Source organism: Tunicatimonas pelagia (assembly GCF_030506325.1).
Classification (GTDB): Bacteria; Bacteroidota; Bacteroidia; order Cytophagales; family Cyclobacteriaceae; genus Tunicatimonas; species Tunicatimonas pelagia.
In genome coordinates, this window is sequence record NZ_CP120683.1 from 3824255 (window position 1) to 3838056 (window position 13802).

A 13802-nucleotide genomic window follows, 5' to 3' on the forward strand; every position below is an offset into this window, starting at 1 on the left:
AAATGAGGGTATTAACAATGCACAGCTTTCAAAAATAAATAAGTAACAAATAATATGCAAACTTCTTATTTAGGGAGTAGAAAAACTATACTTTATTTCAAATAAACTAAAATTCTTCAGTAATGTACATTTTTTTCTAAAAACAAGATAGCAAATAGCCGACATTTTATCGAACCAGAGGATGGTTGATTTGCGTAAGTTTCTGTGGTAAATAAAAAATGGGCTTGGGTTACGCACCCAAACCCACCTCAATAAATTTACTATTTTTCTACTGAATTTAGTATTGAATAGAGGTAAGAGCCTGTTTCCCCTGCTTTTGCACTGGAACTACCATGTGGCCAGCATGTACCGTTTTGGCAAAAGAAGGTACTAATCGTAACCGGTAGCTCTTGCGGTCAAGAATCGTTTCTAATTTAATATCTCCTGAAGAAGTTATTTTTACTAGGGAGACATCCGTTGAGTTTTTAATCGCATTATTGAAAATGAGATGATACGTATCATTGTGATGCGCCAGCGCAAAAGAAGTGTACAGATCTCGTTCTTCCGTCGATTTCTGGCTTTTATCAATAATCCGCAACCAGGAGTCGCTCTGCGGATTTATTTTTACGGCTAAAATTTTCTTGTAAATATCACCCAACTCTAGGTCAGCGTCAATTGGACTAAGCCCGCCTAAACCCAATTTTGGTTTAATAACCGGGCCTCGCTTGTACGATTCGGCGAAGAAGACTACGCTACCGTCATCTTCTTGATGCATATGCTTCACAGTGTATTCTTCAGCGTATTTTTTATCATCTTTCTGGTTAATTTCTTTGGCATCTCCTTTGGGAAAGGGATGCTCGGTTACTTTTCCGTCCTGAATGAGTAGGCCTCCTTCCAGATCATTGTTGCTAGGGTTGGCGTAAATACCAGCGAACACCGGTTGCTGCTGTTCATTCAACTGCATTCCTAAGTTAATAATGAACCGATTATTGGTCGGAATGTCTATCGTTTCAACTTCACCTTGATCAGGGTGGTATTTATACATGAAATATTCAAAATCACCCGCTGACTTTTTGAAGCCATCGTCACCAAAAGAAGCAATTAGCATGTAGAGAGTGCCGTCGTTAGCCAGTGCGTAGCTTTCTACCATTTGGTAGTTACCAGAAGCACCTGGCAGATCAATAAAACCTGACCAGGCTTCTTCCATATTTTCATTGAATACGATGCACTGCAAGTCGTTGGTTACGTCATTAAAAAAGTTGTAGTTAAACAGTAGCATCATTTTGTTACCATCGGCACTTTCGGCGTGGTTAAAAAAGTAGCTACGTCGCATTTTGCTAAACTGGGTAGAAAAGTAACTACGGAACATGTTGCCTACGTTAGCAGTAAAAATTTGCGGGTACAAATTGCTTACCTGCTTAGTTTCGCCCACCTGGTTAAGATCGGTACCGTAAGTTTCCAGATAAATTGGATACAGCAGTTCTTCATTAGGTTCATCTTCGTACAACAGCGCGTGTAGCTGATTCTGAAAGTAGAACGTGTAAAAATAATCGCGCGATTTTTCTTCCGGCTTTAGTACTCGGCTTTCCTGTAGCCCATCGGTTAGGCTGTAGTAGCTAACTATTTGCTTGTTGTTGATACCGTGATAGTAGTAATCTTCTCCAATGCCGGTAAAAACTCCCTGTTCATTTCCACCAATAATGAACAGATCGTCATTATCACCAGTTTTCACATAGTCGAAAATGCGGACATCTTGCGCGATGGTGAGGTAGGTGCAGGCAGTTAGTAGTAACGTTAAAATTGCTTTCATGATAAATATATGATTGAATGCGAAAATTGATAATGCGTTATTTACCGGTTTATGTATATCTGAATGAATAAGTAAACACAAAAAGAAGAAAAAATTTAGATAAATGACAAGTGGTCTTCTCGGATTAAATAAATTCGGAATAAGAGAATAAAATTCTCTTTATAAGTAGAATGGATGCCAATGAAAGTTCGTACTTTTACCAGTCTCAGCATTTTGAAATTACGATCATGAGATTTTTCTAGCTAAAATACTTTTGATAAGTGTTTTAGTTCTTAAACTAGCCAGTGCTTATGAATACTGCCCAACCAGCCTCCATTGATAGTTTAGATCCCAAGCAGTTTATCATTATTAAGGGAGCGAAAGTCAATAACCTGAAAGGGGTTGATGTAGCTATTCCTCGCAACAAGTTGGTAGTGGTTACCGGGTTGTCGGGTTCCGGGAAATCTTCTTTAGCGTTTGATACGCTATTTGCTGAAGGGCAGCGCATGTACGTAGAAAGTCTGAGCTCGTACGCTCGCCAGTTTTTGGGCCGGATGGAAAAGCCAGAAGTGGAGTACATTAAAGGCGTCTCTCCCGCCATTGCCATTGAGCAAAAAGTAAATACCCGTAATCCGCGCTCTACCGTAGGCACTACTACCGAAATCTACGACTACTTGAAACTGCTCTACGCCCGCGTAGGCAAAACCTACTCTCCGACCAGCGGGGAGCTAGTTAGTCGCGATACCGTGACCAGTGTGGTAGATTTTATCTTTCGGCAGGATGAAGGCACTCGTCTGATGGTGCTCTGCCCGCTAATACTGCATCAGGAGCGATTATTAGCCGAAGAGCTGAATGTGTTATTGCAAAAAGGGTTTACTCGAATAAAAGTAAACGATGATGTTCTTTTCATCGAAGAGATTTTGGAAGGCGAACCCGATGCCTCGGCTGAGTACCGTATTCTAATTGATCGGGCTTCGGTGCAGCCGGATGATGAAGACTTGCAGTTCCGGTTGGCTGACTCGGTACAAACGGCTTTCTTTGAAGGCGAGGGAATTTGTGAGGTTGAAGTGGTTACACCGGAAAGTAACGAACTGCACCGCTTTTCGGATAAGTTTGAGCGAGACGGAATTGTTTTTGAAGAGCCGAGCGTTAATTTGTTTACCTTTAACAATCCATACGGAGCCTGCCGCACCTGCGAAGGTTTCGGAAAAGTGCTGGGTATTGACGAAGATTTGGTAATTCCGGATAAAAGCCTGTCGGTTTACGAAGGAGCGATTGCGCCCTGGCGAAGTCATTCCATGAAAAAATGGGCTGATCCCCTATTAAAAAATGGCATTCGCTTCGACTTTCCCATTCACCGTCCTTATATCGATTTGACTGACGAGCAGAAGAAAGTGCTCTGGACGGGTAATAAATACTTTAAGGGGTTAGACAAATTTTTTCAGTACCTGCAATCCAAAACCCACAAGATACAGTATCGGGTGATGCTGTCGCGCTACCGAGGCCGAACCGTTTGTCCCGAATGCAAGGGCACTCGCTTGCGGGAGGATGCTTCCTACGTTAAAATTAGTGGCACCTCAATTAATGAATTGGTGCTCATGCCAATTAGGAAGCTCATTACTTTCTTTCAAGAAATTTCACTAGATAAGCACGAAGAGAAAATAGCTAACCGCATTACCAAAGAAATTCGTAGTCGCTTAGAGTATCTGGACAAAGTGGGGCTAGGGTATCTAACGCTGAATCGGTTAACGAGCACACTATCGGGTGGAGAATACCAGCGGATTAAACTGGCAACTTCGTTGGGTAGCGCATTGGTGGGTTCCATGTACATTCTGGATGAGCCTAGTATCGGATTACACCCCCGCGATACCAGCCGCTTGGTAGAAGTACTGAAAACACTGCGTAATCTGGGTAATACCGTTATTGTAGTGGAACACGAAGAAGAAGTAATGCGGGCCGCTGATCAGATTATTGACATTGGCCCTGATGCCGGACGGCACGGCGGCGAGTTAGTATTTCAGGGAAGCCTGACCGAATTGCAAAAAATGAACGGCAGTGCCAATACCCACACCGCCCGCTACCTGAGCGGAGTAGAAGCTATTCCGGTACCTAAAAAACGCCGAACCTTCAAGCATCAAATTGAGATAAAGGGAGCTCGGGAAAATAACCTGAAACACATCGATGTAGCAATTCCGTTGGGTGTATTAACAGTAGTAACCGGAGTAAGCGGCTCAGGAAAATCTACGCTGATTAAAAGCATTCTTTACCCAGCCCTGGGCAAAATATTTGGCACAGTAAACGAGACTACGGGAAAGTTTGATCGACTGGAGGGTGACCTTAAAAAAGTCACTCAGCTAGAGTTCGTCGATCAAAATCCTATTGGTAAATCTTCTCGCTCTAATCCGGTTACTTATGTAAAAGCCTACGATCAAATTCGGCAGCTCTACGCCGACCAACCACTGGCTAAGCAGCGAGGTTATAAACCAGCCTACTTTTCTTTCAATGTAGACGGCGGACGCTGCGAGAATTGTCAGGGCGAAGGAGAAGTGACGGTAGAAATGCAGTTTATGGCCGATATTCACCTGACCTGTGAGGTATGCAAGGGGAAGCGCTTCAAAAAAGAAATTCTGGAAGTTACCTACCAAGGAAAAGATATTGCTGAGGTGCTGGAGCTAACGGTAGATGAAAGCGTTAATTTCTTCGCCGGTCAGAATGGTCTAATCAACAAGTTGCAGCCGCTGCAAGATGTTGGGTTAGGTTATATCCGACTGGGTCAATCGTCTAACTCCCTCAGTGGTGGAGAAGCCCAGCGAGTTAAGTTAGCTTCGTTTCTAGGTAAAGGAAATAATTCTCGTAACGGCCAAAGTGAGCATCTACTGTTCATCTTCGATGAACCTACTACCGGACTACACTTTCACGATATTCGAAAACTGATGGATGCCATCAACGCCCTTATTGAGCAGGGTAATTCAGTAGTAATTATTGAGCACAACATGGAAGTGATTAAGTGCGCCGATTGGATTATTGACTTAGGGCCGGAGGGCGGCGAACAAGGTGGGAATGTAACCTTTGCCGGACGCCCCGAAGAAATGATTACACTAAAGGATAATCATACCGCTCGGTACTTGCAGGAGAAGTTTTAGCAATGCAAAAAGTACGGTAGTTTCTATTTTTAAGAATTCTAGCGAAACACTGCTTTGTCAAGCTTGAAATCGATAGTGAAAGAAGTACTTGGGTTTGATTTGCTACGCTAGTAGTCCCAATCCGTCATCGCGATTATTTTATGACGGCGACAGAAAGCGATTTGATGTACCAGATACAAAAGAAACGAAATGAATACTGATATTTGTTTTCTAGGAAGAAATTCCGATATAGTTGCGGTATGATCACACGAATAGAAATTGCTGGCTATAAAAGTATTAAGTCGTTGGAGCTTAACCTTCAACCCATCAATATTCTGTTGGGTGGCAATGGTGCGGGAAAAAGCAATTTCGTCTCACTCTTTTCGCTGATACGCAATATTTATAATAAGAACCTTCAGAACTACATACAAAAGAAGGGCGGTGCCGATAGCTTACTCCATTTCGGAAAGCAGCATACCTCATCCATTGATATAGCCATATACTTTAGAAGTTCTAGCGATCACGAAAATAAATTCATGATTCGATTGGAGACCTTGCAAGATCGTCTATTGATTAGATCAACTAAAACAGCATTTAAATGGCAGGGAAAATGGAAAGAGCGTGAGTATGAGACTAATATACTAGAATCAGAATTTCAAGATATTAATACCAATCAAGCTTTTTGGGTAAATGATCGTTTAAAGGGGTTTGATGTATATCATTTTCATGATACTAGCGATACTTCACCGATGAAGGCGATGGGTGACCTTCACGACAATGCCCGGTTGAAAAGAGATGGTTCTAATTTAGCGGCATTTCTATATTATTTAAAAGAAAAAGAGCCTAAGCATTTCAAGCGTATAGAACTAACGATCAAATCTATTGCGCCGTTTTTTGATCATTTTGTTTTAGAGCCTAATCGCCTAAATGAGCAAAAAATACAATTAGAGTGGCGTGAGAACGGGTTCCCGGAGACGTATTTCAACGCCTATCATTTGTCAGACGGAACTTTGCGATTTATTTGCCTAGCTACCTTACTAATGCAACCCAACCCTCCGGCTACTATCATTATTGACGAACCAGAATTGGGTCTGCATCCGGTAGCTGTCAATAAACTGGCAGCATTAGTACGGAAAGCTTCGAAAAAAGCTCAGATCATTCTCTCTACGCAATCCATCAACCTGATAGATAATTTTGAGCCTGAAGACATTATAGTGGCTAATAGAGAAAATCACGCTTCTGTATTTAAAAGGCTAAGTAGTAAAGATTTACAAATTTGGTTAGAGGATTATACTCTCGGAGACTTATGGGGGCAAAATAAGTTAGGAGCCCAACCCTACAGCGTTTAATGAAACGATTAGTATTTATTGTAGAAGGAGATACCGAAATTAAGCTGGTAGATAGGCTTCTTGTTCCCCACTTGGTAGGTCTAGGCTTCCAAAATTCAATGTACGCTCAAACCATTATCACCAACCGAAAACAGCATAAAAAGGGCGGGGTTACCAGTTATGGTCTGTTTAGAAATGAAGTCGGAAGGACATTAGCACAAGGGAATGTAATTGTAACTACGATGATAGATTTTTTTAGACTACCCACTGATTTTCCCAGCTTCACTACAGACTCTACCAAAATTGATCAAATTGAACAGGCAGTTCACGGCGACTTAGACAACCACCCCGACTTTATTCCGTATATCCAACGTCACGAATTGGAAGCTCTAATGTTTTCAGACCGATCCGGTTTTGAATTGGTGATCGATGATGATGGCAAAATGCAACAGATCGATGACATCTTAAAGCAGTATCCAAACCCAGAGGATATTAATAATAATCCTGAGACTGCTCCTTCCAAACGGCTCCAGCAGATATTCAACTACGACAAAACTGGCGATGGTGAGCTTATTTTTGAGATGATTGGTATTGGTAACATTATGGATAAATGCCCCCGGTTTGCAACCTGGATAGCTAGAATTGTATCGAAACTAAAAGAAACAACACCAAAATGAAGCAATTACTATTTCACAATCTTATTGCGTTGATCAATCTTCTTCCCCTACATCCACGGCGGCTTGTTTTTCGCTGGCAGTAAGTTTGAGCACTACGTCAGGTTCGTTCATAATGACGTAAACGGCACCATTGGGGCCGGGGGCTACATCGCGTACGCGGCCTACGTTTTTCATAATTACTTCGTCGTGCATAATGCGATCATCCACAATGTTGAGCAAGCGAACTTCTTCGTAGGCGAGTGCCCCTACTAGCAGTTTATTCTTCCACTTGGGGAATTCATCGCCCTGATAGAACTCAATGCCGCAGACGGCAATGGAGGGTTTCCAATAGATAATGGGTTGCTCCATACCTTCCTTGCGGGTAATATCGGTGATAGAAGTGCCATTGTAGTTGCGTCCGTAGGTGATTACCGGCCATCCGTAGTTATTCCCCTTTTGAATGATGTTCACCTCGTCTCCCCCCATTGGACCGTGCTCGGTTTCCCATATGGTTCCGGTTTCGGGGTGTACGGCTAGTCCTTGCGGGTTGCGGTTGCCGTAGGTAAAAATAGACGAAATAGCATCGGTCTCGTTCACAAACGGATTATCTTCGGGAATGCTACCATCACGGTTTATGCGGTGTACTTTGCCATTGGGTCGGGTAATATCTTGGGCTTGATCTTGGGCACCCCGGTCGCCAATACTGAAGTATAGATACCCTTCGGGATCAAATACAATACGGTTGCCGTAGTGATGGCGGGTGGTGCTATATAAATCATGCGGAGACTCAAAAACTGTTTCCTCGCTTGTCCACTGATTGTTTTCAATTTTTCCCCGGACAATTTTGGTCATTGCTCCTAGTTTTGCACCATCGTCTTCCAAAGCATGGCTGAACGATAAATATACCCAACCATTCTGGTCGTAATCAGGGTCAACGGCAACATCAAGTAAACCGCCTTGCCCCTCGTGTAGTACTTCGGGAGTGCTTTGCACTGGAGCTTGCAGTTCGCCATTGTCAATCACACGCAGCCGCCCAGGTCGCTCAGTAACTAACACCTTATCATCTCCGGCAAAGGCTACCGCCCAAGGAATTTCTAGCCCATCGGCAAAAACTTCAACATCTACGTTATAATCTAACGTTTGCAGTTGAGAAGGAATATTACCGTTGCTGATCATTGCACTTTTTTCGGCTTCTAGCACGTAATCCACAATGCTACTTAGCTGGTCGTTGTCTAGCACCTTCTCATAGGCCGGCATACCTACCTGGGCTATCCCGAATTTAATGTTGCGGGTAATCTGTCCGCGACCTGAGCCGTGTTTCCACTCACCGTCTAAGAAGCTAGGGCCATTACCACCCTTCAGGTCTTCGCCGTGGCAAGAAGCACAGTACTGCACGTAAAGTGACTGCCCCTCTTGAGCAAACGTAATCGTAGTAAACAGGGTAAAGATGAAGCTAAATAATGAAATTGGGTAGTTATTTGACATAGCTAGGTGGGTTACGTTATCTAGGGTAAATCTACAAAAAGATTGTCAAACGGCTCAACTGTTCGATTGCTCAATTGTTGAATGGTTATTAGTCCATGGTTGATAGTCGACCGTCCACAGGTTTAGAAGCTTAAGGTATTCGGGTATTGGGTATTATTCATCATTCATTAATCATTATTCACTAGTTCGTTGGTTCTATCAACGATCGATTTCAAATTCCGGTCTCCGGTCTCCGGTCTCCGGTCTCCATAGTTTATCGTTCTTCACTTTTGAAAATATTCCAAACTTTCCAATCTCGGAAAGTCTTTTTGTCCTTCTCTTTTTGCTTCTTACGCTTCGCTTTATTTTTCTCCTTGAGGCGTTTGGTTTTTTCTTTGTACTTGGCTCGCTTGGTTTTTTCTTTCTCCTTTAGCTTAAAGCGTTTCTGCTTTTCCCGCTCCTTTATCTTGGAGGATTTTGTTCGTTCTTTTTCCCGTTTGTTTTGCCGTCGGACGCGGGCTTTCTTACGCTGGCTTTTGCCTTCTTTACCCATTACGTAGCGTACCGATATGGCCGTAGAATACTCCAACCGCTGCTGTTCCGACACAAAATTGTACGCTGGTTTTACATCGGCTGAAATTAGCAGTCGAAGCAGCGGAACCTTTAGTTCAGCCCCCATAATTGCGTCTACTCCCGCTACGGCACCAAAGTCATCAACACCACCCACGTGGCCACCGCCGCCTACGTAGAAGTTCAGCCCTTTGCCCACTAGCGGAAAGTGGTTTTCTATCAGCAGTGTGCTTCGCACTTCATTATCATTACCAGTTAGTAGTCCTTCCAGAGCAATGGTACGGAACACCCGCTGCTTTACCGTAATACCTAACTGGTCACCGTCTACCCGCAAACCAGCCGCCGTGCTGTATTTTTGGGCGTACCCGTTTAAACCAATCAGGCAACTGATTACCAAAATTATAATCCCTAGCTTACGCATGTTCCTACAACGAACCTGCCCCACGTATAGTCTATTCCCGCCAGAATGTGTAAGTTTGATCAAAAGTTCACGGTTTTTTGATGAGATACTCACTTGCCGACATCTAAACTCAAATCTGCTTCAGATAATTCCGTCAAACTTTCAGCTACTGCTATGGACAAAGAATCACTAATGAAGTTGTTGCTAGATACCTTGCCCCAGGTAGGTACCGTCACCTGGATCGGTATTCGTTCCGAACGCCGGGCACCGTTACAAACGGTTGACCAGGTAGTGGCAAAAGAAGGCTCCGGACTAGAAGGAGATCATTTTGCGGGAAAATCTCAGAGCAAGCGACAAGTTACATTGATTAATGCAGAGCACATTCAGGCTGCTGCCACTATGCTGCACTGCAATGCGATTGACCCGGGTCTGCTGCGTCGTAATATTGTGGTGCAGGGCATCAATCTGTTAGCCCTAAAAGATAAGCAATTTCGGATAGGGGAAGCTGTGCTAGAAATGAGTGGTTTGTGCCATCCTTGCTCTCGTATGGAAGAAAACTTGGGTGCTGGAGGCTACAATGCCATGCGCGGACACGGCGGCATTACCGCGAGGATTGTTAAAGGAGGAGTGATTCGGGTGGGAGACGATATAAATGTATTATAGTGTTCAAGTATTATAGTACGAAGTGTTATGGTGTTACGGTTCTTGGTAGTAATATGATTAAGTTGCGGAACTTGAATTCTGTGCTTCGTACTACGCCATAAACTTAGAACTATAACACCACAACACGCTGATCTGAACACATTAACACTTGAATACCTAAACACAATTATAGAAATTATGGCAGATACCCCGGAAGAAGGTTTAAAAATGACGTTGGGTCCTTGGCTACTGTGGGGGATGGGAGTGGGATTAGTTATTTCGGGGATGTACTTCGGCTGGAACCTGGGTTTGGCAGAAGGCGGCACCTTGGGATTAGCCATTGCCACCGGCTTCATCATGCTGATGTACGTCACTTTCACCTTCAGCTATACCGAACTGGCCTGTGCTATTCCGAAGGCGGGCGGCGCATTTGATTATGCTGACCGGGCACTGGGTAAGCGGATGGGCTTTGTGGGAGGCATGGCTCAGATTGTAGAGTTTGTGTTTGCCCCTCCGGCCATTGCCGCCGCCATAGGAGCGTATTTCAATTTGTACTTTCCCGGCGTACCTACATTGGGCATTGCCATTGGAGCGTATTTTCTGTTTACTCTGTTGAATGTGTTAGGGGTACGGCTGGCCACTACCTTTGAACTGGTGATAACCATACTAGCGGTCATCGAGTTGCTCATTTTTGCGGGAGTCACCTTGCCGCACTTTGAAGCGAAGAATTTAGCCATCAATGCCTTGCCTAACGGAGTTTCAGGCGCGTTTGCCGCAATTCCGTTTGCTATCTGGTTCTTTTTAGCTATTGAAGGCGTTGCCAATTTGGCGGAGGAAACGGTGAATCCGCAGCGAAACGTACTACTCGGTTTTGGCTCAGCCATCTTCACGCTGGTTATGCTTTGTATTCTTACTTTTCTATCGTCAGTAGGTGTAAACGGTTGGGAGGCGGTAGTGTACCCACCCGATAGTGCCGAGCCTTCTGATTCTCCTTTGCCTCTAGCGTTATCGTACGTGGTGGGGGATAATAGCTTTCTGTATCATCTGCTAATTACGGTAGGTTTACTAGGGCTAATTGCCTCTTTTCACGGCATTATTCTGGCAGCAGGGCGCGCGACTTTTGAGTTCGGACGGATGCGCTACGTTTCATCACTTATGGGCAAAGTTCACTCCAAGTTTAAAACGCCTGCTTACGCGCTGGTTGTGAATATGCTGGTAGGCATTGTAGCCTTGCTGACCGGAAAAACCGGGGAGATCATCACAATTGCTTGCTTCGGAGCTATTTCGCTCTACATGATTTCTATGGTGAGCCTATTCGTACTGCGGAAAAATGAACCCAAATTAGAACGACCGTTCCGGGTGCCAATGTACCCCGTTTTTCCTGCGATTGCTTTAGCAATTGCTACCGTAGCACTGGTTGCGATGACGATCTACAATCCGATAATTGCGCTTATTTACTTCGGAATTATACTGGTGGCCTACGCCTATTTTCATTTCTTTGTTAATAAATCGCAGGTTGCTAAAACCAAAGCTTAGTGATGAACATACTTTTTATTGGAGCGCACCCCGACGACTGTGAAGTATACGGGGGAGGAACCGCTGCACTATTTGCTCAAATGGGACATCAGGTGAAATTTATCTCTACGACCAACGGCAATGCCGGACACCACCAACTGATGGGTAACGATTTGGTTGATCGGCGCAGTGCCGAAACGGTGGTAGCCGCTCAAACGCTGGGCGTTGCCTACGAAGTGTTAAATAATGATGACGGTCAGCTAGCACCCTCGGTCGCCAACCGCAATGAGATTATCCGCAAGATTAGGGAGTGGCAAGCAGATGTAGTTGTTACGCATCGCCCTAATGATTATCATACCGATCATCGCTACACCAGCGTAATGGTACAAGATGCCGCTTACTTGGTGATGGTGCCTAATGTAGTAATGGAAGTACCTCCGCTCCGAAGTAACCCGACATTTTTTTACTTTGCCGATCACTTTCAAAAACCCTATCCTTTCTCGCCCGATGTAGCCGTAGATATTGGTAAAACCTACGAAGCTAAAATACAGTCGCTGCACGCCCATACCTCTCAATTTTACGAGTGGCTACCCTGGATTGACGGAAAATCTGACGAGGTACCAGAGACTAAGGATGATCGACTTGATTGGCTAAAGCAGCAGTGGCCTAATTCTCCTGATGAGAAAATGGTAGCGTCGTTAGAAAAATGGTACGGTAAAGAGAAAGCTGCTCAGATAAAGCACGCCGAAGCCTTTGAACTCTGTGAGTACGGGCATCAGCCTGATGAAAGTGAAATTAGGCAGTTATTTCCGATGATAAAATAAATCAATTCTTTACAAGGTAAGGGCGTAAGAACTTGGATACTTTTTCAGAGGCGACATTGAGTACCACCTTTTTTCCTTTCGATTTCAGAATAGCAATGCCCTTACCATTGTTTCTAGGATCAGGATCAATCATCGCTACAACTACTTTACCAATTCTCGTATCGGTAGCGATGGTTGTCGCGCAAGAGGGAGTTTTTCCGTAGAAGGAACAGGGTTCTAAAGTGATGTATACTGTTAGCTCGTTTAGGCGTTCAGGTATTTGAGACAATGCATGTACTTCAGCGTGCGGCTCACCCGGAGGCTGAGTGAAACCTTTGGCTATAATTTTACCCTCTGACACAACTACGCAACCGACCGGCGGATTGGGTAGACAATCAGGAAGTGCTTGTTTACTTATTTGTAAAGCAGCTTCCATGTAGCGATCTTCTTGACCATTGTGCTCCTTCATATGCCCACGTAAAATCTAGCCGCACAGCAATAACTATACACGTTGAACTGATAAACCAAGCAGTGAAGTTTAGTCCATCAATACGTTTACTCCTTTACTAGTGCCTCTCTTGAGCTACTTACATCGGCGGTAGGAAAGTCGGCAGGAATTGATTGGGTTACTTTTCCGGTAGCAGCCCATTCGGTGCCCCGCAACATGGTGGTGAGGAAACCTACGCAGGCTACTGAATAATCAGCGTGCCCCATAATATTGTGAAAGACGCGTCCTTTGCCGTAAGTCAATGTCATCAGGGCGGGCTCGTGTCGTCCGGTTCCTTTCAGGTCTTCAGCCGAATAAGCGGTAGCCAGTATTTCCATATTTTCAGCAGGGCCGCGTAGGCTGTTGTACAATTCATCTTGGGTATGCATCCATACTTCGGGCATTCCCTGCGTGATTGGATGGTCGGGTTTTCTGATCTGAATCTGATATTCGCTTTCGGGGCCATGCGCTCCGGCCTTGCCTGGGCTGGTGTCGCGTACCAGCTCGCCCTCGTCGGTGTAATAAACCAGCGGGCCATCTTTCTCAGTGCGGTCGCCCCAGCCCCCCAACCCAATCATCTGGTTATAGGCTTCCCACTCAGGAAAAGAGTTATCTGCCGCGTGGAAAACGACTAACCCACCCCCCTTTTTCATGTATTTTTCAAATGACTTCTTCGTTTTCTCTGGCCAAGGGGCGGCGTTCCAACCGAAGTTGCAGATCACTGCATCGTAAGCCGAAAAATTGGGGCTGAAGTTAGAGTCAGGTTTAGGCTCTTCTAATGCAGTGGTTTCCCCCACGCTTTCTATTGTAAATTCCGAAAGAAATTCTTCACCCTTCCAGGTATAAGCTGAACGCGCTACATCTACGGAGAACATATCGGTATCTTCCAGGTGCTTCTTCAGCATGTAGGTGATTTTAGGCCAGTGTCCGTGGTTATTCTGTCCGTCGACAATTAGTACTTTAACAACTTCCTGACTGAAGGCAACAACTGTGCTCAGTAAGAAAAGGGTAGTAAGGATAAGCGCTTTTTTCATAGTCGTTAGATTG

At 44.5% G+C, this 13802-nt stretch carries 11 protein-coding genes; 6 read left to right on the forward strand and 5 right to left on the reverse strand.

Going from position 1 to position 13802, the window contains the following annotated elements; all coding sequences use genetic code 11:
- Positions 1–277: 277 nt before the first annotated feature.
- Entirely contained in the window at positions 278–1789 is a 1512-nt protein-coding gene (locus P0M28_RS16410; protein ID WP_302203568.1) for a hypothetical protein, read from the reverse strand.
- A gap of 290 nt (positions 1790–2079) precedes the next feature.
- On the opposite strand from P0M28_RS16410, the gene uvrA reads away from it, so the two are divergent.
- The 3 genes from uvrA to P0M28_RS16425 all read left to right on the forward strand — a co-directional run bounded on the left by uvrA (position 2080) and on the right by P0M28_RS16425 (position 6895).
- Positions 2080–4911 (forward strand): excinuclease ABC subunit UvrA, encoded by a 2832-nt coding sequence (gene uvrA, locus P0M28_RS16415; protein WP_302203569.1) that lies wholly within the window; start codon positions 2080–2082, stop codon positions 4909–4911.
- Positions 4912–5150: 239 nt separating this feature from the next.
- Positions 5151–6239, forward strand: coding sequence for an AAA family ATPase (locus P0M28_RS16420; RefSeq protein ID WP_302203570.1), 1089 nt, complete (start codon positions 5151–5153; stop codon positions 6237–6239).
- The gene (locus P0M28_RS16425; RefSeq protein WP_302203571.1) at positions 6239–6895 is read left to right on the forward strand and encodes a DUF4276 family protein; all 657 of its coding nucleotides are present in this window, start codon (positions 6239–6241) and stop codon (positions 6893–6895) included. The genes P0M28_RS16420 and P0M28_RS16425 overlap by 1 nt, the downstream gene beginning before the upstream one ends.
- A gap of 33 nt (positions 6896–6928) precedes the next feature.
- On the opposite strand, the gene P0M28_RS16430 is transcribed toward P0M28_RS16425, so the two are convergent.
- Together P0M28_RS16430 and P0M28_RS16435 are read right to left on the reverse strand one after the other, a co-directional pair.
- A complete protein-coding gene (locus P0M28_RS16430) occupies positions 6929–8359 on the reverse strand; it encodes a PQQ-dependent sugar dehydrogenase (RefSeq protein WP_302203573.1) in 1431 nt (476 codons plus the stop codon).
- 253 nt (positions 8360–8612) lie between these two features.
- A complete protein-coding gene (locus tag P0M28_RS16435) occupies positions 8613–9305 on the reverse strand; it encodes a hypothetical protein (RefSeq protein ID WP_302203575.1) in 693 nt (230 codons plus the stop codon).
- 177 nt (positions 9306–9482) lie between these two features.
- On the opposite strand from P0M28_RS16435, the gene P0M28_RS16440 reads away from it, so the two are divergent.
- The 3 genes from P0M28_RS16440 to P0M28_RS16450 all read left to right on the forward strand — a co-directional run bounded on the left by P0M28_RS16440 (position 9483) and on the right by P0M28_RS16450 (position 12289).
- Positions 9483–9971 carry an MOSC domain-containing protein gene (locus P0M28_RS16440; RefSeq protein ID WP_302203576.1) on the forward strand — a complete coding sequence of 163 codons (489 nt, stop codon included), beginning with the start codon at positions 9483–9485 and terminating at the stop codon, positions 9969–9971.
- Positions 9972–10148: 177 nt separating this feature from the next.
- Entirely contained in the window at positions 10149–11486 is a 1338-nt protein-coding gene (eat, locus tag P0M28_RS16445) for an ethanolamine permease (protein WP_302203577.1), read from the forward strand.
- Between the two features lie 2 nt (positions 11487–11488).
- Positions 11489–12289, forward strand: a complete 801-nt coding sequence (locus tag P0M28_RS16450) for a PIG-L deacetylase family protein (protein ID WP_302203578.1) — start codon at positions 11489–11491, stop codon at positions 12287–12289.
- A gap of 1 nt (position 12290) precedes the next feature.
- Here P0M28_RS16450 and P0M28_RS16455 read toward each other — a convergent pair whose 3' ends face one another.
- Positions 12291–12737: a bifunctional diaminohydroxyphosphoribosylaminopyrimidine deaminase/5-amino-6-(5-phosphoribosylamino)uracil reductase RibD gene (locus P0M28_RS16455; protein ID WP_302203580.1), complete on the reverse strand. Its 447-nt coding sequence runs from the start codon at positions 12735–12737 to the stop codon at positions 12291–12293.
- Positions 12738–12823: 86 nt separating this feature from the next.
- Positions 12824–13789, reverse strand: a complete 966-nt coding sequence (locus tag P0M28_RS16460; protein ID WP_302203582.1) for a ThuA domain-containing protein — start codon at positions 13787–13789, stop codon at positions 12824–12826.
- Positions 13790–13802 lie beyond the last annotated feature (13 nt).

Coding starts and splice junctions, on each gene's coding strand:
- P0M28_RS16450 (WP_302203578.1), top strand. CDS start 11,489: ATGAACATACTTTTTATTGGAGCGCACCCCGACGACTGTGAAGTATAC.
- P0M28_RS16460 (WP_302203582.1), bottom strand. CDS start 13,789: ATGAAAAAAGCGCTTATCCTTACTACCCTTTTCTTACTGAGCACAGTT.
- P0M28_RS16425 (WP_302203571.1), top strand. CDS start 6,239: ATGAAACGATTAGTATTTATTGTAGAAGGAGATACCGAAATTAAGCTG.
- P0M28_RS16455 (WP_302203580.1), bottom strand. CDS start 12,737: ATGAAGGAGCACAATGGTCAAGAAGATCGCTACATGGAAGCTGCTTTA.
- uvrA (WP_302203569.1), top strand. CDS start 2,080: ATGAATACTGCCCAACCAGCCTCCATTGATAGTTTAGATCCCAAGCAG.
- P0M28_RS16430 (WP_302203573.1), bottom strand. CDS start 8,359: ATGTCAAATAACTACCCAATTTCATTATTTAGCTTCATCTTTACCCTG.
- eat (WP_302203577.1), top strand. CDS start 10,149: ATGGCAGATACCCCGGAAGAAGGTTTAAAAATGACGTTGGGTCCTTGG.
- P0M28_RS16440 (WP_302203576.1), top strand. CDS start 9,483: ATGGACAAAGAATCACTAATGAAGTTGTTGCTAGATACCTTGCCCCAG.
- P0M28_RS16410 (WP_302203568.1), bottom strand. CDS start 1,789: ATGAAAGCAATTTTAACGTTACTACTAACTGCCTGCACCTACCTCACC.
- P0M28_RS16420 (WP_302203570.1), top strand. CDS start 5,151: ATGATCACACGAATAGAAATTGCTGGCTATAAAAGTATTAAGTCGTTG.